The organism is Microbacterium sp. SCN 71-21 (assembly GCF_001725695.1).
Classification (GTDB): domain Bacteria; phylum Actinomycetota; class Actinomycetes; order Actinomycetales; family Microbacteriaceae; genus Microbacterium; species Microbacterium ginsengisoli.
This window is the reverse complement of the sequence record NZ_MEGA01000008.1, coordinates 1-19,827: the sequence shown is the minus strand read 5'-3', so window position 1 is coordinate 19,827 and position 19,827 is coordinate 1. Positions and strand designations below refer to the sequence as shown.

21 protein-coding genes and 1 tRNA gene are annotated in these 19,827 nt (G+C 70.7%); 9 read left to right on the top strand and 13 right to left on the bottom strand.

The features are described 5' to 3' along the window. The first annotated feature begins 8 nt into the window (after positions 1–8). The 4 genes from ABT08_RS01995 (at position 9) to ABT08_RS01980 (ending at position 4,407) form a co-directional block, all read left to right on the top strand. Entirely contained in the window at positions 9–1,253 is a 1,245-nt protein-coding gene (locus ABT08_RS01995) for a DUF58 domain-containing protein (RefSeq protein WP_288113846.1), read from the top strand. Then, positions 1,250–3,541: a transglutaminase TgpA family protein gene (locus ABT08_RS01990; RefSeq protein WP_288113845.1), complete on the top strand. Its 2,292-nt coding sequence runs from the start codon at positions 1,250–1,252 to the stop codon at positions 3,539–3,541. The genes ABT08_RS01995 and ABT08_RS01990 overlap by 4 nt, the downstream gene beginning before the upstream one ends. A 354-nt stretch (positions 3,542–3,895) precedes the next feature. After that, on the top strand, positions 3,896–4,261 hold the full coding sequence (locus tag ABT08_RS01985) for a hypothetical protein (RefSeq protein WP_288113843.1): 366 nt from the start codon (positions 3,896–3,898) through the stop codon (positions 4,259–4,261). A 58-nt stretch (positions 4,262–4,319) separates the two neighbouring features. Beyond that, positions 4,320–4,407 (top strand) — tRNA-Ser (locus tag ABT08_RS01980). A 58-nt stretch (positions 4,408–4,465) separates the two neighbouring features. Here the strand turns inward: ABT08_RS01980 and ABT08_RS01975 are convergent. Then, entirely contained in the window at positions 4,466–5,170 is a 705-nt protein-coding gene (locus ABT08_RS01975; protein ID WP_288113842.1) for a cation-transporting ATPase, read from the bottom strand. Between the two features lie 326 nt (positions 5,171–5,496). Here ABT08_RS01975 and ABT08_RS01970 point away from each other — a divergent pair, with 326 nt between their 5' ends. Continuing rightward, the gene (locus ABT08_RS01970) at positions 5,497–5,997 is read left to right on the top strand and encodes a hypothetical protein (protein WP_056210026.1); all 501 of its coding nucleotides are present in this window, start codon (positions 5,497–5,499) and stop codon (positions 5,995–5,997) included. On the opposite strand, the gene ABT08_RS01965 is transcribed toward ABT08_RS01970, so the two are convergent. Continuing rightward, positions 5,994–7,709 carry an ABC1 kinase family protein gene (locus ABT08_RS01965; protein WP_288113841.1) on the bottom strand — a complete coding sequence of 572 codons (1,716 nt, stop codon included), beginning with the start codon at positions 7,707–7,709 and terminating at the stop codon, positions 5,994–5,996. The genes ABT08_RS01970 and ABT08_RS01965 overlap by 4 nt on opposite strands. A gap of 38 nt (positions 7,710–7,747) precedes the next feature. Further along, positions 7,748–8,323: a PadR family transcriptional regulator gene (locus ABT08_RS01960; protein WP_045247339.1), complete on the bottom strand. Its 576-nt coding sequence runs from the start codon at positions 8,321–8,323 to the stop codon at positions 7,748–7,750. A 139-nt stretch (positions 8,324–8,462) separates the two neighbouring features. Here ABT08_RS01960 and ABT08_RS01955 point away from each other — a divergent pair, with 139 nt between their 5' ends. Continuing rightward, positions 8,463–9,125 carry an LON peptidase substrate-binding domain-containing protein gene (locus ABT08_RS01955; RefSeq protein ID WP_056210024.1) on the top strand — a complete coding sequence of 221 codons (663 nt, stop codon included), beginning with the start codon at positions 8,463–8,465 and terminating at the stop codon, positions 9,123–9,125. A gap of 2 nt (positions 9,126–9,127) precedes the next feature. On the opposite strand, the gene ABT08_RS01950 is transcribed toward ABT08_RS01955, so the two are convergent. The 6 genes from ABT08_RS01950 to ABT08_RS01925 form a co-directional block, all read right to left on the bottom strand. After that, complete coding sequence (locus ABT08_RS01950; protein WP_288113839.1) at positions 9,128–9,535, bottom strand: outer membrane protein assembly factor BamD; 408 nt, start codon at positions 9,533–9,535, stop codon at positions 9,128–9,130. Continuing rightward, positions 9,532–10,779: a serine/threonine-protein kinase gene (locus tag ABT08_RS01945; protein ID WP_288113838.1), complete on the bottom strand. Its 1,248-nt coding sequence runs from the start codon at positions 10,777–10,779 to the stop codon at positions 9,532–9,534. Before ABT08_RS01945 ends, ABT08_RS01950 begins: the two co-directional genes overlap by 4 nt. Positions 10,780–10,853: 74 nt before the next feature. Continuing rightward, positions 10,854–11,942, bottom strand: coding sequence for a DNA glycosylase AlkZ-like family protein (locus ABT08_RS01940; protein WP_235557431.1), 1,089 nt, complete (start codon positions 11,940–11,942; stop codon positions 10,854–10,856). Then, positions 11,939–12,424 (bottom strand): hypothetical protein, encoded by a 486-nt coding sequence (locus ABT08_RS01935; protein WP_045247285.1) that lies wholly within the window; start codon positions 12,422–12,424, stop codon positions 11,939–11,941. The genes ABT08_RS01940 and ABT08_RS01935 overlap by 4 nt, the downstream gene beginning before the upstream one ends. Before the next feature lie 61 nt (positions 12,425–12,485). After that, positions 12,486–13,106: a cation efflux transmembrane domain-containing protein gene (locus ABT08_RS01930; RefSeq protein ID WP_288113835.1), complete on the bottom strand. Its 621-nt coding sequence runs from the start codon at positions 13,104–13,106 to the stop codon at positions 12,486–12,488. Next, positions 13,103–13,999 carry a cation diffusion facilitator family transporter gene (locus ABT08_RS01925; protein WP_288113834.1) on the bottom strand — a complete coding sequence of 299 codons (897 nt, stop codon included), beginning with the start codon at positions 13,997–13,999 and terminating at the stop codon, positions 13,103–13,105. Before ABT08_RS01925 ends, ABT08_RS01930 begins: the two co-directional genes overlap by 4 nt. A gap of 48 nt (positions 14,000–14,047) precedes the next feature. On the opposite strand from ABT08_RS01925, the gene ABT08_RS01920 reads away from it, so the two are divergent. Further along, positions 14,048–14,284, top strand: a complete 237-nt coding sequence (locus ABT08_RS01920; protein ID WP_245610961.1) for a hypothetical protein — start codon at positions 14,048–14,050, stop codon at positions 14,282–14,284. On the opposite strand, the gene ABT08_RS01915 is transcribed toward ABT08_RS01920, so the two are convergent. Continuing rightward, positions 14,254–14,619 (bottom strand): ArsR/SmtB family transcription factor, encoded by a 366-nt coding sequence (locus ABT08_RS01915; protein WP_045247288.1) that lies wholly within the window; start codon positions 14,617–14,619, stop codon positions 14,254–14,256. The genes ABT08_RS01920 and ABT08_RS01915 overlap by 31 nt on opposite strands. A gap of 64 nt (positions 14,620–14,683) precedes the next feature. Continuing rightward, complete coding sequence (locus tag ABT08_RS01910) at positions 14,684–15,067, bottom strand: DUF3054 domain-containing protein (RefSeq protein ID WP_056210014.1); 384 nt, start codon at positions 15,065–15,067, stop codon at positions 14,684–14,686. A gap of 76 nt (positions 15,068–15,143) precedes the next feature. Between ABT08_RS01910 and ABT08_RS01905 the strand changes: the two genes are divergently transcribed. Next, positions 15,144–15,302 carry a hypothetical protein gene (locus ABT08_RS01905; protein WP_048809123.1) on the top strand — a complete coding sequence of 53 codons (159 nt, stop codon included), beginning with the start codon at positions 15,144–15,146 and terminating at the stop codon, positions 15,300–15,302. A gap of 48 nt (positions 15,303–15,350) precedes the next feature. Here the strand turns inward: ABT08_RS01905 and ABT08_RS01900 are convergent, their stop codons facing one another. After that, positions 15,351–16,418 carry a 2,3-butanediol dehydrogenase gene (locus ABT08_RS01900; RefSeq protein ID WP_056210012.1) on the bottom strand — a complete coding sequence of 356 codons (1,068 nt, stop codon included), beginning with the start codon at positions 16,416–16,418 and terminating at the stop codon, positions 15,351–15,353. Positions 16,419–16,652: 234 nt separating this feature from the next. On the opposite strand from ABT08_RS01900, the gene ABT08_RS01895 reads away from it, so the two are divergent. Beyond that, positions 16,653–18,110: an HNH endonuclease signature motif containing protein gene (locus ABT08_RS01895; RefSeq protein WP_288113830.1), complete on the top strand. Its 1,458-nt coding sequence runs from the start codon at positions 16,653–16,655 to the stop codon at positions 18,108–18,110. On the opposite strand, the gene ABT08_RS01890 is transcribed toward ABT08_RS01895, so the two are convergent. Further along, positions 18,085–19,698 (bottom strand): mannosyltransferase YkcB-related protein, encoded by a 1,614-nt coding sequence (locus ABT08_RS01890; RefSeq protein ID WP_156454760.1) that lies wholly within the window; start codon positions 19,696–19,698, stop codon positions 18,085–18,087. The genes ABT08_RS01895 and ABT08_RS01890 overlap by 26 nt on opposite strands. Positions 19,699–19,827 lie beyond the last annotated feature (129 nt).

The window sequence follows — 19,827 nt, the reverse complement described above, 5'->3', positions numbered from 1 at the left end:
CCTGGCCCTTGACCCTGCGGGGCACCGGTGCCCTCGTCGTCGCGCTCGGATGCCTCATCGCCGCCCCGATGCTCGGACTCGAGGAGCTCGTGTGGTTCGCCGTGCTGCTGATCGCAGCCGTGCTGTGGGGCGCCGTCACGCAGTTCGGCCTGCGTCGTCGCCTCGACGCGACGCGGCAGGTCGTGCCCGCCCTGCCGGCCGTCGGCGAGGACGCGCGGGTGCGCGTGCACGCCACTGTGCACGGCTCGCTGCCGGTGCCGCCCGGGCAGTGGCGGGACCGCCTCCCCCGAAGCCTCGCCGGGGATGCCCGCGGCGTATTCCCCGCTCTGCGACCCGGGTCGGGGTCGCGCACGATCGAGCTGAGGTACGGCGTGCGGCCGCGGGTGCGCGGCATCCATCGACTCGGCCGCCTGCAGGTGACCTCGACGGATCCGTTCGGCCTGGTGCGGCGCTCGCAGGCCGCCGGTGAGGCGACCGACGTCGTGGTGACGCCCGAACTCGTCGATGTGCCGGCCCTCGCCGCGATGGCGGTGCAGACCGGGGGCGCGTTGCCGGCGGCGACGAGCCGGCTGGGCCAGGGCGCGGACAATCTCATCCCCCGGGCATGGGCACCGGGCGACTCGATGCGTCGCATCCACTGGCGCGCGACCGCCCACCGTGACGAGCTCATGGTGCGTCAGGAGGAGCAGGAGGCCGCTCCCGAGGCGACGGTCGTGATCGACCTGGATGCTGCACGCTGGCCGGCGCGGGCGAGTGCACCCGGCGGCGACCGGGGCTTCGAGGCAGCGGTCTCGGCGTGCCTGTCGATCACGACCCGTCTGGCGCGGGAGGGCTTCGCGGTGAGCGTCGTCGACGTGCACGGCACCCCCCTCGCGGAACGAATCGACCCCGAGGAGCACAGCGGTCTCGGCGATCTCGCCTTCCTCCTCGCGACCGTGGCGCCGACGGGCACGGGGGGAGGGCTGCATCGGCTCGCCGAACGGTTCACGGGCGGCCTCACGGGCCCCGTGATCCTCCTCGCCGGCAGCCTGGGTCTCTCGGATGCCGCGCCTCTCGCGACGATCGCCCCGCACTCCACCCTGCCGATCCTGCTGACCGCGGCGCCCGAGTCCGGCGCGCTGCCCGCGGTCCGCGCACGCGGATGGCGCGCAGCCGCGCTGACGGGCGCCGAACCGCTCGCGACGGTGTGGCAGGAGCTCGAACGGCGCGCGGCGGCATCCGAGTCGGCGGCGACGGAGGGCGAAAGCGCATGAGCGACGACCCCACCGCACACGACCGGGTGTTCGCGACACGGGACGCATCTGTGGCTCGACGTCCGCGTCGCACCGCGCGGGGCACGTTCCGTCTCACCGTGGGAGCGTTCGTCGCGCTCGTCGCGGCGCTCCTTCCCCTGCTGCGAGTGATCACTCCCGGCTTCTGGCTCGCCGCCGCGCTCGGTCTCGCCGCGCTCGTGCTGACGATCGGGTACCTCCTGCGCGTGCGCGGGGTGCCGGCATGGGCGGTCAGCCTGATCGAGCTCGTCGTGTGGATGCTCGGCGTCACCGGCCTCTTCTTCGCCGGTCAGGCGTGGCTGCTCGTCATCCCCTCGCCGGCGGTCTTCGCCGCCGTGCCCGAGGTGCTCTCGCGCGCGGCGCAGGACATCATCACCGGCTACGCGCCGCTGGATGCCACGGCCGCGATCGCGTTCCTCCTCGTCTCTTCGGTCGCACTGCTCGCGATCGCGCTCGACCACATCGTCGTGACCGCGCGGATGCCGCTTCTCGCCGTGGTCGCGCTGCTGACCGTGGCCCTCATCCCGACGGTGTCGGTGCAACGGTCGATGCCGACGTGGGAGTTGGTGACGCTCGGGGCGACCTTCCTGCTGCTGTTCCGGTTCGAGACCCACACCCGCCGGGAGCCGGAGCGACCGGGCGCGGTGCGCACGGCAGCCGGGTTCGTGCTGGGCGCGGCCGCCCTCGTGACGACGCTGATCGTTGCGCCGCTGCTCCCGACGCTGAACCCGGTCGTCCTCGTGCCCGGTTCGGTCTCGGTCGGCGTGGACGCCTCGATCGATCTGGGCCGGAACCTGCGCAATCCCGCCTCCACCGAGATCCTCACGGTGACGACCGACACCGGATCGGCGCCGTACCTGAGACTCGCGACGCTCTCCCTCCTGCAGGGGTCGGGCACCTGGGTGCCCGACGCGCCGTCGACGACGGCGATCGGATCCGACGGCACGTTCCCGGCTCAGGCGCTCGGGAGCACCATCACGACGACCGAGGCGCAGACGCAGATCGACATCAGCCGCCTCGACACCACCTGGCTGCCCGTGCCGTACCCCGCGGCATCCATCAGCGGCCTGACCGGATCGTGGGCGATCGCCGACCAGAACCTCACCGTCGAGTCCCAGGGCGGATCGACCCGCGGCCAGCAGTACACCGTGACGACGACGAGTCCGCAGCCCACCCTCGAGCAGATCGAGGCCGCACCGGCCCGCTCGACGAACTCGATCTACACCGTGCTGCCGCAGAACCTGCCGACGATCATCACCTCCGACGCGCAGCAGGTCACCGCGGGGGCGACGAGCGCCTACGACAAGCTGATCGCGCTGCAGACGTGGTTCCGTGGCGACGAGTTCACCTACTCGCTCAACGCGCCGGTCGAGCAGGGGTTCGACGGATCCAGCGCCGACGCCGTCGCGCGATTCCTGCAGGTCAAGTCGGGCTACTGCGTGCACTACGCCTCGGCGTTCACGCTGATGGCGCGCTCCCTCGGCATCCCCACGCGCATCGTGATCGGCTACCTGCCGGGGACGTATTCGTCGTCGACTCCGGACACGGTGACCTACAAGGTCGTCAGCGACCAGCTGCACGCCTGGCCGGAAGCGTACTTCCAGGGCATCGGGTGGGTGCGCTTCGAGCCGACGAAGAGCCTCGGCGTCTCGACGAGCTTCGCACCGGGGTCGGGTACGTCCGGCACCGTCGACAGCTCGGGCTCGACACCGCAGCCGACCGCCTCGAGCGCGCCGACCGCCGCCCCGAGCGACCAGCCGTCGACCGCACCCACCACGGGCACGACGACGTCGACCACCTCGACGAGCGGACCGGCGATCGCTGCCATCGTTCCCTGGGCGCTGGGTGCGGTGCTCGTCATCGCCGTTCTCGCGGTGCCGGGCGTGCTGGGCGCCGCACGCGCGAGACGGCTGCGCGCAGCTGCGGCCCGTGGGGACGCCGTCGCCGCATGGGGTTGGGTACAGGATGCCGCGCGCGATGTGGGAGTGCCCGTGAGCGCAGCGGCGTCGCCTCGTGAGTTCGGCGCCGCGCTCATCGCGCAGCCCGGCGTGCCAGCCGAGGCGGTGTGGAGACTCGTCGACGCGGTCGAGCGGGCGGCATACGCCCCGCCACCCGCGCCGACGGGGCGTCGCGCCCGGCGTGCCGCGAGCGGAGACCCGGCGACGGCGGATGCGGCCGCTGCGGTGCGTTCCGGCGTGCTCGGGTCGGTCGCACCCGCGCGCCGGCTGATCGCCCGAGTCTGGCCCCGGTCGTTGTGGGCGCGGGAGTGAGTGCGACTCTTCCGAGCGGCCGATCCGCTCGGTAGTCTCGGTCGAATCCGTGCGCGGGCGAAGGTGCGGGGGCTCATGGGGGTCGGACGAGCGAGGGTGCCGGGGGTGCCGGTCGATGTCCGTGTGCCGCGGGGATGGCCGACGCCCAACGATCGGTGGGTGCGGGAGAACGCGATGTGGGTGCCACCTCCGGGCTGGACTCCGCTGCCGGGCCTACGGCCTGCGCCCGCCGGATGGCGGTTCTGGCGACCGAATCGGCTGTGGCCGATCGTCGCCCGAACCCACCTCAAGCGCTCGCGCACCTGGTGGGCGGTAGCCGACGGACTGCTGCTGCTCACCTTCGCCTGCGGCGTGTTGACCGCGCGCGTCCACGGCGCGGGTCTCACCATCGTGGTGACCCAGGCGCTGGCGGTGGCGACGGTCGTCGTGATGATCGCCGCCGCGAGGATCCGATGGCAGGCGCAGCGCCTGGCGCAGGTGGTCTTCGCCTCGCTGGCGGCAGCGGGCCGGCAACGGCGGCTCGACGATGCGCGTCAGGCAGCTGCATTCGGCGAGAAGAGCATCGATGACGTTGCCGTGGCTCACGATGCGGCGGCATTCTCGGAAGGCCCCCACACAGCCTTCGCACCTGAGCGGCGCGCGTTCATCGCACGCACGGCGCTCGTCGTGTTCGCTGTGCTCGTCTTCGGCGTCGTCATCCTGTCGGCGGTGACGCGGTGAGGCCCTGCGCAGCGCGTGCGGTGAGGCTCGGCTAGGATGATCGAGGCCTTCGGGCCATGGAGGATTCGCCTAGTGGCCTATGGCGCACGCTTGGAAAGCGTGTTGGGTGAAAGCCCTCGGGGGTTCGAATCCCCCATCCTCCGCCATCGAACCGGCTGTCGCGCTTCCGAGCGCGGCAGCCGGTTCGTCGTGGAGTCGGCGCTGTCAGCGACCGAAGATCTCGCCGAGCCCCACATCGCCGAGCTGGTCGCCGAGTCCGCCGAGCTGGTCGCCGATGCCGGTGACCTGATCCCCGAGGCCGCCGACGACTCCGTCGGCCCCGGCGGCGACCCCCTCGACGTCGACGCCCTGCGCGAGCTGATCGATGTCGACACCGAGACCCGCAGCGTGCTCGAGGTGGGGCGCGGCGACGGCGCTCAGCATCGCGCCGCCCGCAACCGCGACGAGCAGGCCCAGCGCGGCCCCGCCGGCGCCGACGGCCGCGGCCCCGCCGCCCGCGCGAGCGAGGATGCCCCGCATGCGGCCGGGGCGCTGCGCCTCCGCCCGGCCGGCCGCCCGCGCAAGGTCGCCGGGCGATGAGGAGCGCGGCTGCTCGTGCACGGGCAGCTCGGTGCGCATGCGTCGCTCGATCACTCCGCGCTGGTCGGGTGTGAGCCGGGCGAACGCGTCGCGGTGGATCTGCTCGATGTGCTGCGGGTCGGCGGTCTGCATCAGGTAGTCGTAGCGCGCGATCGCCTGACGATCGGCGGCCGATGCAGCCGTCGCGTCGCTCCCGGGGACCGGCGGCGGGGTGAGCGGATCACGAGCGGATGCTGCGCCCTGCCCTCCGACCGAGCGGCGCACCTCGCGCACCGCGTCGGAGTTCAGGGCGTTCTTGGCGAGGTCGAACAGACGGGAGAAGGAGCTCATCTCGAACCTTTCGTGGCGATGGGTGCGGCCGCGGCATCCATTCGTCGAAGGCCCGAGCGCACGACATCGATCGCCGTGCGGGCGGTGCGGTCGATGAGTGGCAAGGGATGCTCCGGGGACGGCGTGCAACGGACGCCAAGGTCTCCTCCACCCAGGGTGGGCCGGCGCACCGGGTCACGATCGCGTGACCGTAATGACGGCGTCGCCGCAGACGGGAGTACTCCCCTTGCTGGCCTCCACGGTAGGGGGTCGGCCTGGACAACGGCTCCACACCCGGGCCGGAGCCTCGGCACCCATCAACCTTCAGTATGGCTTAAGCTAGCACCATGTCACTCGAACCGATGCTGCGCCGACTCGACCGGATCGCGGGCGGCCGTGCCGCCGATCATCGCGTCGAGCCGTCGACCGACCCCAAGGTGCGGCGCGCCTTCACCGTGATCGCCTGGCTGCTCGTCGTGTGCTTCCTGCTCGGCATCGCGACCGTCGTCACGGGGGTCGTCCTGCTCGCCGTCGGCGCCGAGGTGACGATCGCCGTGTGGATGCGCTGCCTCGTCGTGCTCGGCATCTCCACGACGCTCTTCTACTTCCTCTGGCGCGCCCGCGCCGGCTGGTACTGGGCCTACCGCCGCCTGCAGCTGTTCAGCCGCATCTTTCCCGTCATCGCGCTGGTGCTCGCGGCGATCCCCGGGCTCTATCCGCTGTGGGTGATCACCGAGCAGATCGTGTTCGCGCTGATCCTCATCGGCGTCTCCGACTACCTGCAGACCGACTACATGCGCGCGGCGTTCCCGAAGCCGGCCGGGCGCGAGCCGGGGACTGACGCCTAGCGCCTCCCGCCGATCAGGGCGCCGAGGAACGGCACGACCGACACGATCATGACGACCGTGCCGAACACTGGATCCTGCAGATGCAGCACAGCGCCCGTGATCAGCAGCGCGGCGAACACGACCGCCGCGATGAGACGGCGCCCCATGCGCTCGAGCCTGCTCACGCGACGCTCGATCCGAGAGGTGTCGAGCGCGACCTTGCCCTGCTCGAACCGCGTCACGAGACCGTCGACGCGCTGCGGCAGCCGCGCGGCCGTCGTCACCCACGAGAGCGCCTGGGTCGCGACATCCTGCAGGAGGTTTCCGCGCTCGTCGCGCAGCAGTTTCGACGCATACGGCTCGACGGAGTTCCACAGGTTGAAGTCGGCGACGAGGGAGCTGCACACCCCGGAGGTGAGGGACATCGCGCGGATGATGAGCAGGAAGTTCTCGGGCAGCTGGAACGGCAGCGACCGCACGACATCGCCGAACTCGGTCGCGAAATCACGGAACTCGCGCGGATCGACCTCGCGCAGCTGAGCGAACCCCATGCCGCCGAATCGCGAGAACAGCTGCGTCAGGGCACGCTCGAGCTCGCCGGTGTCGGCCGATGGCAGCAGCACGCCGACGTCCTGGATCGCGGCGACGAGACCCTTCCCGTCGCGCGATGCGACGGCGATGAGGAGCTTCCGCAGACCCGAGCGGATGCCGCTGGGAACCTCGCCCATCATCCCGAAGTCGATGAACGTGAGCTTCCACGCGGGCGCGGGCGCCGCGGTGCCGGATGCTGCGGGCTCACCCGGAGCCGCGGCATCCGCCGCTCGCACCGGCGTCACGAAGATGTTGCCCGGGTGCGGGTCGGCGTGGAAGAAGCCGTGAGTGAACAGCTGCTCGAACATCACCTCGGCGAACACGGGCGCGACCTCCGCCGGGTCGATGCCGGCGGCGCGCAGAGCGTCCGCGTCGGTGATCTTGATCGCGGTGACGTCGGCGAGGGTCAGCACGCGCCGCGTGGTGCGCTCCCAGACGACCTCGGGGGTCGCGACCCGGGGGTCGTCGGCGAAGTTCTCGGCGAAGCGTTCGGCGCTGGCCGCCTCGTGCAGGTAGTCGATCTCCTCGAGGCTCGTCGCCGCGAACTCCTCGACGAGGTGGGGCATGTCGACGCGATCCGAGACGATTCGCACATGGCTGAGCCAGCGGCCCACCCGCCGCAGCGCGGCGAGATCGACGTCGACGATGCGGTCGATACCGGGGCGCTGCACCTTCACGACGACGTCGGCGAGACCGATGTCGTCGGCGACGGCGCCCGCGAGACGGGCACGGTGCGCCTGTCCCAGGGATGCCGCGGCCACCGGCACCTCGTCGACCCACGCGAACGCGGCGTCGAGCGGCACCCCGAGCTCCGCCTCGGCGAGGGCACGGATGTCGACGAACGGCACCGCCGGCACCTCGTCCTGCAGTCCCTCGAGCTCCTTCGTGATCTCGGGCGGCAGCACGTCGAGGCGTGACGACATGAACTGTCCGACCTTGATCACGAGCCCGCCGAGGTCGACGGCGAGGTCGTGGAAGCGACGCGCGAAGCGGCGCATCCGCTCTGCTCGTCCGCGCGCGGCGAGACGCTCGAGACCGACGCGCGGGAGGAAGAGCTCGAACCACCACGTGCGTGCGAGCTGGCGCGCCGCGAACCAGAGGATGCGGCGGTAACGGGCGCGCGTGTCTGCGACGTCAGGCATTGATTCTCCTTGACGCCGACGGGCCGGCGGCACGCCGGTCAGGCCTGGGCGAGGATCGAGTAGAGCTTACGCCGCGCCTCATCGAGCACCGCGGCAGCCTCCTCCGCCTGCTCCTTCGTGCCGCTGCGGGCGACCTGCGCGGCCGCCTGCGCCAGCTCGACCGCGGCCTTGGGCAGCACGCCGAAGCCCGACGCGTCCTTGATGCTCGGCGCCTCCCAGGGAGCGGACTTCTCGGACGCCTCCTCGGCAGCCTCGCGGCCCGCGTCGGTGAGGGAATAGGTCTTGCGACCGTTCGACTCCTCGGCGCTGATGAGGCCCTCGTCGGCGAGGAGCTGCAGCGTCGGGTAGACCGAGCCGGCGCTCGGCTTCCATGCCCCGCCGGACCGCTCGGCGATCTCGCTGATGATCTGGTAGCCGTGCATGGGCTGCTCGGCGAGGAGCGCCAACACCGCGGCGCGCACATCGCCGCGACCCATGCGCATGCCGACACGCTTGTCGAAGGCACCGCGCAACTGCTCGAACTGCTCCCACACGTTGCCGCCCGGCCCGCGTCCGCCGAACCCTCGGGGTCCGCCGCCGAACCCGCCGAAGCCGCCACCGAATCCACCGCTCATGATGCCCTCCAGGCCCACTCGACTATCGAACGATGGTTAACGATATATCGAGATGTGTCGAAGCGGAAGGGGGTGATCGGCTGTCTGCGAATCCGCCCGCGGCGGCCCGCGGCATCCGTCCCGCTGGTTGACTGAGGCCATGGATGCCGCGGCGATGTTCCCCCTCGGGACCGTGCTGTTCCCGCACACGCCGCTACTGCTGCGCATCTTCGAGCCCCGCTACCTCACGATGCTCGGTCGCCTCCTCGACGACGAGGAGCCGCAGTTCGGCGTCGTGCTGATCGCGCGCGGCCGGGAGGCCGGCGGCGGCGAGGAGCGCGAGGGCATCGCCACGATGGCACGCATCGTGAAGGTCGACCCGAGCGGCACCGATGCCCTGCACGTCATCGCCGTTGGCGGCGAGCGCGTCGTCGTCGACCGCTGGCTCGACGACGACCCGTACCCGCAAGCGGATGCGTCACCCCTTCCCCGGCTCACGTGGGACGAGGCGCTCGCGCCGCTGCGCGCCGAGGCCGAGCGCACCGTGCGGCGCGTGCTCACCCGCGCGGCGGAGTTCCGCGATCTGCAGTGGGACGCCGACACCGAGCTGTCCGACGACCCGGTCGAGTCCGCCTGGCAGCTGGCCGCGATCGCACCGCTCGGCGAGTTCGACCGCTACACGCTGCTGCGCTCGACCACGATGGGCGGGCTGCTGCGCGGCATCCTCGATCTGACCCTCGACGTGGAGCCCGTCGTCACCGCGCCGCCCATCGACATCGAGGACGCCTTCGGCGGCGAACCGGGCGACCCCCGGGGCGACTGAGGTCAGCCGCCGCCCTTGCCCTTCCCCTTGCCGTTCCCGTTGTTCCCACTGCTGCCGTTGTCACCGTGATTGCCGGAGCCGCCGGTCGACACGGTCGTGGAGGTGGGATGGGGAGTCGGACTCGCGGGAGCCGTCAACGCCGCGATGTCGGCGCGCACCAGCGCGATCGTCGCGTCGATCGCATCGGCGCGGTCGGTCGACAGCCTGCCGCTCGATCGGTCCGCGGCAACCTGGTTCTCGAGGTCATCGATCGTCGCGGTTGCGCCCGCGTAGTCGCCGCTCTGCGCCTGGTCGGCGGCATCCGCGACGAGCGCCTGCAGCGCGGCAGCCGGGGACGGCGAGGGACTCGCGCACCCGGCGAGGGCGAGCGCTGCGATCGTCATGATCACGGCACGGGTGGTCCGCCTCATCCGCCGACCTGCGTCCACAGTTGCTGCAGGTGAGAGCCGAGGTCGCCGGGCACCGCGGGCATGGTCGGCTGAACCGTCGGGTGCGGGCCCGCAGAGGCGAAACCGATCGCGACAACCACGACCCCGATCACCACGATCAGTGCAACGACCGCGGGTACCACCCAGCGGAAGGTTCGCCGGCGAGGCGCCTCGGCTCGGCGCCGTTGACCTGGCGCCGAGGCCTCCGCCGACGGCTCGGGCGGCAGGTCGGGACGTGTCGGCGCACCCGTAGGCAGCGCGGTGAGGTTCTGCGGTGCGTCGTCGGTTGCCGCAGACGCAGGCTCGCCATCGGGTCGCACTGTAACCGGCCCGCTCACCGCGGACCACACCGCGGTGGCACCAGAGAGATCGTCGCCACGCATCAAGGCGAGCGCGGCGTCGGCCACGTGGGCCGCCGTGGGCCGCGCCTCGGGCTCGATCTGCAGCATCGCTTCGAGCAATGTGCGCCAGCCGTCGGCGATGCCCGCCGGGATCTCCGGGGAGCGCGTCAGTCGGATGGCGAGCGCTTCGTGCGGTGTCGCCCCGGCGAACGCTGGCGCGCCGGTCAGCACCTCGAGCAGGAGCAGACCGAGAGAGTAGACATCCGCCGGCGTCGCAGGCTTGGCGCCCTTCACCTGCTCTGGACTGAGGTAGGCCGCCGTTCCGACGAGGGTTCCGGTCGCGGTGACGCGTGTGGTGTCGATGAGAGAGGCGATGCCGAAGTCGGCGAGAGTTGCGAGCGGCGGATGCCCCGGGGTGTGAGCGGGCCTCAGCAAGACGTTGGCCGGCTTGATGTCGCGGTGGACGATGCCTCGCCGGTGAATGACGGCGAGCGCACCTGCGAGCTGTGCGGCCACGTCCGCCGTGCGGGCCGGCGAGAAGGCTCCCGTGCGAACGAGGGTGTCACGCAGATTTGGGCCGTCGATGAACTCCATCACTAAGTAGGGAGGCTCGGCGTCGATCTGAGCGTCGTACAGAGTGACCAGGTTGGGGTGCGCGAGTGAAGCCAGGAGCCGCGTCTCGCTCGCCATGCGGCTTCGCTCGGAGCGATCAGTGCCGTCCAGGGTGAACATCTTCACGGCTACGGTGCGCCCGAGCTGTGCGTCGTTCGCGCGCCACACCCTCGCGTAGCCGCCACTGCCGATCACGTCCTCGAGCACATATCGCCCACTGAGGGCGACTCCGAGATCCGGGACCAGCGGTGCGGTTGCCGTGTCGTCATCCACGGGGATCACCTCCGGCCCCCCATGCTGGCACACACCCCGGCGCCGACCGCGGTGCTTGACAACAGCCCGAGCGCTCAGCGCAGGCCGACCACCGGCATCCCGAGCCACTCGCCGAGATCGAACAGCTCGGCCCTCACCATCTCGGTCTCATCCTCGTCGAACGGCACCAGCTCGTGCAGCGCATTCACCCGCAGCACGTTCTCGCTGCGATCGATCTGCGCGTCGAGCAAGCCGATGAACCGGTCGCCCACAAGGATCGGATGCGCGAAGAAGCCGTAGACGCGCTGGTCCTTCGGCTTGAACTGCTCGAGCACGAAGTCGAAGTCGAAGAGCTCCCGCAGCCGGGGCCGGTCGAACAGCGTCGTGTCGTACGGGTTCAGAATCGCCACCCGTCCGCCGGCGTCCTCGTCGAGCGCGGCGAGCGCGGTCGGGTCGACCCGCCATCTCCACGACGAGCCCTCGACCGTCGCCGCGAGCCCCGCGGTACCGGCTCCGCTCCAGGGCGACTTCTGCTTGGCGAGCCCCGCGGCCTGCAGGCGTCGCCCTTCGTAAAGGCGCGCCGCCTCCTCTTCGCCGTACTGCGGCAGGTCAGACGGGAACACCCGCTCGGCGAGATCCCACACCTTCGTGCGTCCCTCGCGCCGTACGACGGCGACCTCGCCCGTGCGCATCAGGAACTCGAGCATGTGCGGCACCTGGTTCGGCCCGTACCACCCGCTGTCGCTGTGGCGGGCGACCTGCGCGGTGTCGGGGATCTCGCTCGCCTTCAGCGGCCCCTCGCCTCGCAGCCGCGCGAGCACCTCGTGCTTGAACGTCGGGTTGGCGGCCAACCACTCCTTGGTGCGGTCCCGCAGCGGCATCGCCCGCATGCGCGGCAGCATGAGCGGCAGCAGGCTCACCGGGCGGAACGTGCCGTCGTACTCGAACAGCAGCCGGTCGATCTCGACCGCCTTCTGCAGCTGACCCGACTCGTACGACCAGCCGATGCGCGACCACATCATGGTGTTCTCGCACGTGGAGATCACGCTCGTCGGGTCGATCTTGATGATCGCCAGCTGCTCGGCGACCTCGACGACGTCGCCCGGACGCTCCGCGTCGAGCAGCGCCGCACGCACGGCGATGCGCCGCGCCTCGTCGTTCGACAGCTGCACCGTGTCGGTCACGCCGCTCCCTCCTCGGGCGCGGAGGCCGCGGCATCCAGCCTGTTCAGCTCACCCGCCAGCAGCCCGTAGGTGCGCGTGTGCGCGAGCCGAGCGTGACGGGTCATGTAGCCGACGAGCGGTGCCGGAGCGGTCACCTCGGTGACCTCGCTCACGAGCGTGCCCGCCTCGGTCGGCGTCGCGGACGTCGTCGTGGTGAGCGTGCACCCCGGCGCCGCGCGCACGTCACCGATGAGAAGCGTCGGCGAGACGCGCGTCATGCGCGCCGGGAACCGGATCGAATAAGGGATGCCCCACACCGTCGGCCGCTCGACGATCACCCAGTCGGCCCAGACACCCCGCCCGTCCTCGCCGCGGGCGACGACGTCGGCCGAGTGGAGGTAGGGATGCATGCCGCGGTGCCCGTCGAGTTTCGCGAGGAAGTCGACCGCGCGCTCCGGCACGCCCGGCACGAGGGTGCTCAGCTCGAAGGATCGGATCGCCACGCGTCCAGCATGGCGGCGGCGTGCGACATCCGGAAGCAGGCACTCGGATGCCGCGGCCGTGTCAGCCCTCGCGGAAGATGTGCACGGCCTCGCGGACGGCGTAGAAGACGATGACGACACCGACGACGGCATCCGTCCACCACCAGCCGAGCACCGCATCGAGCAGCAGCCCCGCGAGCACGCTCGCCGCCAGGATCCCGTCGATCAGGGTGACCCTGCCCTCGGTGACCACGACCTCGTTGCCGATGCGGCGCCCGACCGCGCTCTTCCCCGCGGCGAGAGCGAACATCACCGCGGCGGTGACGGCCGTCCAGATGATCCCGCCGAGGCTCGGCGCCGGTCGATGCACTGTCACGAGCGCCACGATCGACTGCACGGCGAGGTAGCCCGCGAGGAGCACGAACGCCAGCCCGATGAGTCGCAGCGCCCGACGACGCCGCACCTCGCCCGTGCCGCGCAGCTCCCAGAGCACCACGGCGCTCGCGCCGATCTCGATCAGGCTGTCGAGCCCGAAGCCGGCGAGCGCGACGGAGCTCGCCGACCACGCGAGAACGGCCAGCACGACGACGCCGACCACGTTCCAGAGCAGCGTCGTCCACTCGAGCGTGACCGCGAGACGGATGCCGCGACGATCGCTGCGCTCCGACATCCCGCCGCGCGGGGTGACGCCCGGATCGGTCACGACGACTCCTCGTGGACGTGTCCGGCAGCTGTCGTCATGACGGGCGTGACCATCTCGACCTGGAGGTCGTCGAGGCTCCGGAGTGTCGTGCGCGCCCGCTCTCGGGCGTGCCCGGCGATCGCCTGCGCATCGGCGAGGGAGGCGGCATCCGTCTCGAGTCGCACAGCCCCCTGCAGCCGGTGCCCGACCCAACGCAGCTGCACGCGTGCCACGCCGCGAACCCCGGGAGTCTCGCCGACGGCACGGTGGAGCGAGTCGACGAGCTCGGGCTCGATGCCGTCGAGCAGTCGGCGACCGACGCTGCGCACGGTTCCCCAGAGCAGCACGACGATCGCCGCGGAGATCGCGAGGCCCACGAGCGGGTCGGCGAGCGGGAACCCAGCGAGCACGCCGAGCCCGCCGATCACGACCGCGAGCGAGGTGAAGCCGTCGGTGCGGGCGTGCACGCCGTCGGCGACGAGCGCCGCCGAGCCGATGCGCCTCCCGACACGGATGCGGTAGACGGCCACGACCTCGTTGCCGGCGAACCCGATGAGCCCCGCGGCGATCACCCAGCCGATGTTCTCGAGCGGCTGCGGGTGGATCATGCGATCGATCGACTGCCAGGCCGCGACGACGGCGGACAGGAGCACGACGAACACGATGAACAGTCCCGCGAGGTCCTCGGCCCGCCCGAGCCCGTAAGTGTAGCGGCGCGACGCCGCCCGGCGTCCCAGCACGAACGCCACCCACAGCGGCACGGCGGTGAGCGCGTCGGAGAAGTTGTGCACGGTGTCGGCGAGCAGAGCCACCGACCCGCTGATCGAGACGACAGCCGCCTGCAGCACGGTCGTGGCGAGCAACAGGAACAGGCTCACCTTGAGGGCCCGGATTCCGGCGCTGCTCGCCTCCATCGCGTCGTCGATCGAGTCCGCGGCATCGTGGGTGTGCGGGACGAAGAGGTGGGTGATGAAGCCGCGGATGCCACCATGGGGGTGGTCATGATGATGCGGATGGTCATGACCGTGACCGTGCGGGTGGTCATGGTCATGCGGGTGGTCGTGGTCGTGCGGGTGGTCGTGGTCGCGCGGGTGGTCGTGGGCGTGGCCGCGGTGATGCCCCTGAGGATCCTCGGCGCTGCGACCGTCTGCGGCTCGCCGCGGCGCGGTCACGAGCTGACCCTGTCGGCGTGGTGGTGACGCGGGGTGCCGCCGAGCGAGTGCTCCGCCTGGAAGATCGCGTCGCGCACCAGCTGCGACGCATGTTCGTTCTCCAGCCGGTAGAACACGCGCTGACCCTCGTGACGGGTGGCGACGATGCGCGCGAGCCGCAGTTTCGCGAGGTGCTGCGACACGGCGGCGGCCGGCTTGTCGAGGATGTCGGCGAGGTGGTTCACCGAGAGCTCTCCCGCATCCGTGAGGGCGAGCACGATGCGCACCCGCGTCGCGTCGGCGAGCATCCCGAACACCTCGACCGCCAGCTCGACGTACGGACTCTCGGTCGAGAAGCCGCATCCTTGCTTATCTGCACTCATACGCAGATACGTTAGTCGACGCATCGGTCGCCCGCGACGCCGCGGCGTCGAGGGGCGAGGGACCTCAGCGGGTCGAGCGCCGCCCGCCGCGGATCGCGCGCACGGCGAATCGCCAGCCCACCAGGAACACGAACAACACGATGCTCGCGACGATGATGAACGCGAGCTCGACGCCCTGCGAGGACACGACGCGCAGCAGCATCCCGATCACGACCGTCGTCACCCACAGGCCGACGCCGGTACGCACCGGTGCGAGCGGCGCCCGCCAGCCGCGGGTCACGAGCCAGCCCGCGAGAGCGCCGACCAGGAAAGGCCACGACGTCGTCACGAGCCCCGCGAGGACGTCCTCGTGGTGACTGGCGCGCCCGATCGCGGCGAAGACCACGACCAGCACGAGATCGACGATGAGCGCGACGGTGACGGTGCGCGGGGCGGGACGGGGCGACATGGATACTCCTCGACGGTCGACTCGATCATCTTCCCCGATCCAGCCTCTGGGCGCGCCGGAGGTGGGACCATGAAGCATGGACGCACTCGCGCAGTTCGGTCAGGGCCTCGCCCTCACCCTCGCCGCGTTCATCGACGCGGTGCTCACGAACCCCGGCCCCTGGGTCGCCGCCCTGACGACCCTCGGCTCGCTCGCGACCTTCCTGTTCGTCGCGCGCACCGCCCGCCGACACTGACACGGCCCACGACGATCACTCGCCGCGGGCCGAGTCGGCATCACGCGATCAGGCGCGCGGGTCCACCAGGATCTTCACCGCGGTCTCGTTGCGGTTGATGAGGGTGTCGAACCCCTGGTCGATCAGGTCGTCGAGGCCGATCTTGCCGGTGATGAACGGCTTCAGGTCGACCTTGCCCTGCTGCACCAGCGCGATGGTCTCGGGGTGGCTGTTGACGTAGGCGATCGTGCCGCGCAGGTCCACCTCCTTGAGCACGAGCTTCTGCATGTCGAGCGTGCCCGGGTGCCCCCAGATCGACACGACGACGATGACGCCGGTCGGCTTGATCGCGTCGAAGAGCGTGTCGAGGGCGGGCTGCACGGATGTCGCCTCGAATGCGACATCCGCCCCGACACCGTTCGTGAGGGCCCTCACCTCGGCGACGACGTCGACCTCGCGCGGGTCGAACACGTGCGCGGCGACGCCCGTGTCGAGCGCCTTCTGGCGGCGCAGCGAGCTCGGCTCGGAGATCGCGACCGTGATGCCCTGCGCGCGAAGCACCGCGGCGGTCAGCAGGCCGATGGGGCCGGCGCCGGTGATCAGGGCGAAGTCGCCCGCCTTCGCGCCCGAGCGCTGGTAGGCGTGGTATCCCACCGAGAGGGGCTCGATGAGCGCGGCCTCGTCGAGCGGGATGGTGTCGCCGATGGGGTGCACCCAGCGGCGCTTCACGACGATCTTCTCGGCGAGTCCGCCGCCGCGGCCGGCGAGGCCGATGAAGTTCATGTCGTGCGAGAGGTGGTACGCGTTGTTGGCTGAGCTCGTGTCGACCTCGTCGCCGATGATGTAGGGCTCGACGACGACGTGATCGCCGACAGCGAGATCATCGACACCCTCGCCGACCGCGTAGACGACGCCGGACATCTCGTGACCGAGCGTCACAGGAGCCGACTCGTGGGAGATCGGGTGCGGGTGACCGTGAGGGGGGACGAAGATCGGCCCGTCGAGGTACTCGTGCAGGTCGGTTCCGCAGATGCCGCAGAACGCGACGTCGATGCCGACGGTTCCGGGTTCGACGACCGGCTCGGGGATGTCCTCGATGCGGATGTCGCCGCGGTCGTAGTAGCGCGCAGCCTTCATGGTCGCTCAGCTCCTTTGCATAGTGGAGCGGTCGATGATCATGCCTTGCGGCCGCCCCCCAGTGGCTGACGGGATCCTCCGTCTTCTCCACGCTATCCCCGCGGGCGGGAGCGAGCTCGGGACCGGATGGATGCAAGGTTGCATTCTGTTGCATCGTTTATATATACGTAGATCACACACTGTGGAGCAGCCGTTAGTCGAAGCAATGTCGGAACCCCGCGCAACACTCGAGACATGACCGATCAGCAGCGTGACGCCGAGCAGCGGGCCACCGCGCGGCTCGCCGCGCTGCTCCCCCGACTCGAGCGCACGCGGCGCGAGATCGCCCGTCTGCAGGCGCTCGAGGTTCGCCAGCTCGCCGAGGCCGAGGCCATCGCGGCCGAGTGGACAGATGCCGCGGCCCCCTCCGATGCCGACCTTCCGCATCGTGCGGTGGCCGCGGAGATCGGCGCGGCGTGGCGTGTCTCAGACCGCACCGTGCAACGGCGGCTGGGCGAGGCCCGCACGATCGCGGGCGACTACCCGACCACACTCGATGCGCTCGCACAGGGTCGCATCGCGCTGGCCCACGTGCGCGTGATCGTCGACGCGGGCCTGCCGATCACCCACCCCGAGCTGCGCCACGAGTTCGAGAACGCGGTGCTCGACTACGCCGAGAGCACGTCGGCCTCACGCCTCGCCCCGGTGGCCCGACGACGTGCCGAGCGGTTCTGCGACGAGACCGTGTCCGCACGCCACGCGCGCGCACGTGCCGACCGCTCGGTGCGGGTCACGCCGCTCGATGACGGAATGGCCGAGCTCGTCGCCGTGCTGCCGTCGATGCTCGCGTTCGGCGTACATGATCGCCTCACCCGGCTCGCGCACGCGCAGAGCGAGACCGAGGCCGCCGCGCGTGCTGACGATGCGGCGACCCTGCCCGCACCACGCGCGGTCGATCAGCTCCGCGCAGACATCCTCGCCGACCTGCTGCTGACCGCCGACCCCGCGGCTCACATCGATCGAGTGACGGATGCCGCGGCCATCCGCGCGCACGTGCAGGTCACGGTGCCCGTGCTCACGCTGATGGGCGGCGAGGTCGATGACCCGTTCGAGTGTGCGGTGGGCGCCGGCCTCGTGCCGATCGATGCACCCACGGCACGGGCGCTGGCCGCAGAAGCACCCGGGTGGGACCGCATCCTGACCCACCCGCTCACGGGCACGGTGCTCGGCGTCGATCGCTACCGGCCGAGCGACCAGATGCGTCGACATCTCGCCGTGAGAGACCGGCACTGCAGGTTCCCCGGATGCCGCATCCCGGTCTCAGCCTGCGACATCGATCACACGCTCGATCACCAGTTCGGCGGGGAGACGCGCGCCGACAATCTGGCGCACCTGTGCCGACGACACCACACGCTGAAGCATCACTCGCCCTGGACTGTGGTGCAGCGGGGCGACGGCGTGCTCGAGTGGACGAGCCCGACCGGGCGGGCGTACCGCGACGCTCCAGCGAGCCGGGTGTTCTTCGCCCCCGATGTCGACGGTGATCCCGTCGATCGGCCCCTGTGGGATGTGGAGAGTCAGCGGGCCGGGAGTCCGCGGACGGAGCGGAGACCCCACACTCGCACCGTTCCGCCGTGGGTCACCCTCAGCGATCCGGTGGTGGGCGATACCGTCACAGCTGAACCGGTCATGGTCGGCACTGCCACAGCGTGAACGACGTGACCTGCGCGGGCGCTGATGTCGTGACGCTTCCCCAGGCGCGAATCTCGTGACAGAGCCCGGTCGTCGTCAACGCGCCGACGGGATCCTTTCTCTCCCCTGGGCGCAGTACGACCCACTGAAGCTCACGGTCTCGCACCATCTTCCCCAGCTCTGCCTCTGTGAACACGGGAACAGCCCCTGAGTAGCCTCCGTCTGTGAGCACGTCTTCGCCCGTTCCGTTGATGATGTCGGCCGAGATCGCCCACGAGTCGGTGAGAATGATCGATGACGCGGGATCTGCTGACTGCGCGGTTCGCCGGGCGACCTCCGCTAGCATCTCTCTGGGCGCGAGACTCGAGACCGGGGATGCGACCCAGAGGTCGGGGGCGGAGATCGTGAAGCGTTCTCGAGCATTGGTGCCCGTGGCGACGGCGTCAGATCCATCCTGCGGATCGCCCGCGTCACCCGGATCATCTGGAGACGCACCATCTGCGGTTGCAGATCGCGAGACCACCCACGAAGCGGTGGCGACGGCCGCTTGCTGAGTGCCGTCCGTGGAGTCGGCTCGGGCGTCGTCCCCACCGACAATCCCCGAGGACGCATCCTGAACGGCCGGGTCGGGCAACGACCGATCGATGTCGTCCGGGGGATCAGCGGGCGCGGCGGCGACGCCGGCGATCTGCGAGCGTGCGCCGATGTACGCCTCCCCGCCGGATCCATCGCGATTCGCGTCGAGCGCCTGGATGCTCCACCACGTCGCCCCACCGACGAGCGCGATACCGGCCAGGACCAGCATGACGTTCATCGCCGGCGAGTATCTGATCATCGGCACCGGTTCGGGCGCGAACTCCCTGGTGACGACGGATCGGAAGGGCATCATGTCGGAAGGATCCGCCGGGACGGCCAGCACGCGATCGTGGGCGCGGAATCCGAGCACGATCGATGCGATGACGCCCATGATCGCGAAGGCGACCATCGGTATCGCCAGCGCAACGGGCAGCGCGCCCCACACAGCAAGCAGACATCCCCACACGGCGGTCAGCGTGACCAACGCGGCCAGCGTGAACCGCCGCCAGCGCCGAGGAGATCGTAGATCATGCACAGCCAGCGAGAACCCCACGGCTGTGAGCAGAATCAGCTGCACACCGATGGCCGCGACGTACGCAGCGTGCGGAAGCGTGGCGAACGAGAGCACGGCGGCCGAGGCGGCGAACCAGACCGCCACGGCGACCGTGAATGCGAAAGCCATCCGCTCCACATCTCGTCGCGGCCGTCGCCGTCGGGGCCACCAGCGCACCAGCGCGAGCGCGAGGCCGAGAGCGGCCGCGGGGTACAACCATCCGATCTGCGTGGCGTACTCGGGAAGGAAGAGCTTGAGCCGCGAAACATTCGCCGCGGTCGGATCGGAAGAGAACAGTGCGGCAAGACTCGCCTGCAACGTGGTGACGTGCGCAGTCGTCGACCCCACGGCGCCCGCTACCGAATTGGGGAGCAGTCGGTCCACACCGTTGTAGCCGAATACCATCGCGAACACGTTGTTGTCTGTTGAGCCGTCGATGTACGGCCGACTCCCTGCAGGCACCAGCTGCACGATCGTCATCCACGCGAGCGACGCGACAAGCGTCGCCGCACCGAGAACTCCGACCCGTCCTGCGCGGCGGCGCCACCCATTCCCCGCGACCAGGAGTGTGCCGACGAGGAGCCCGGGCAGGCCCTGATCCGCTGCCTG

Bases quoted from the DNA above. Each gene is read 5' to 3' on its own strand.
- ABT08_RS01895 (WP_288113830.1), top strand. From the start codon at position 16,653: ATGACCGATCAGCAGCGTGACGCCGAGCAGCGGGCCACCGCGCGGCTC.
- ABT08_RS01955 (WP_056210024.1), top strand. From the start codon at position 8,463: ATGGATGCCGCGGCGATGTTCCCCCTCGGGACCGTGCTGTTCCCGCAC.
- ABT08_RS01960 (WP_045247339.1), bottom strand. From the start codon at position 8,323: ATGAGCGGTGGATTCGGTGGCGGCTTCGGCGGGTTCGGCGGCGGACCC.
- ABT08_RS01910 (WP_056210014.1), bottom strand. From the start codon at position 15,067: ATGTCGCCCCGTCCCGCCCCGCGCACCGTCACCGTCGCGCTCATCGTC.
- ABT08_RS01990 (WP_288113845.1), top strand. From the start codon at position 1,250: ATGAGCGACGACCCCACCGCACACGACCGGGTGTTCGCGACACGGGAC.
- ABT08_RS01965 (WP_288113841.1), bottom strand. From the start codon at position 7,709: ATGCCTGACGTCGCAGACACGCGCGCCCGTTACCGCCGCATCCTCTGG.
- ABT08_RS01925 (WP_288113834.1), bottom strand. From the start codon at position 13,999: ATGGAGGCGAGCAGCGCCGGAATCCGGGCCCTCAAGGTGAGCCTGTTC.
- ABT08_RS01950 (WP_288113839.1), bottom strand. From the start codon at position 9,535: ATGAGGCGGACCACCCGTGCCGTGATCATGACGATCGCAGCGCTCGCC.
- ABT08_RS01890 (WP_156454760.1), bottom strand. From the start codon at position 19,698: ATGACGATCGTGCAGCTGGTGCCTGCAGGGAGTCGGCCGTACATCGAC.
- ABT08_RS01975 (WP_288113842.1), bottom strand. From the start codon at position 5,170: ATGAGCTCCTTCTCCCGTCTGTTCGACCTCGCCAAGAACGCCCTGAAC.
- ABT08_RS01970 (WP_056210026.1), top strand. From the start codon at position 5,497: ATGTCACTCGAACCGATGCTGCGCCGACTCGACCGGATCGCGGGCGGC.
- ABT08_RS01900 (WP_056210012.1), bottom strand. From the start codon at position 16,418: ATGAAGGCTGCGCGCTACTACGACCGCGGCGACATCCGCATCGAGGAC.
- ABT08_RS01915 (WP_045247288.1), bottom strand. From the start codon at position 14,619: ATGAGTGCAGATAAGCAAGGATGCGGCTTCTCGACCGAGAGTCCGTAC.
- ABT08_RS01905 (WP_048809123.1), top strand. From the start codon at position 15,144: ATGGACGCACTCGCGCAGTTCGGTCAGGGCCTCGCCCTCACCCTCGCC.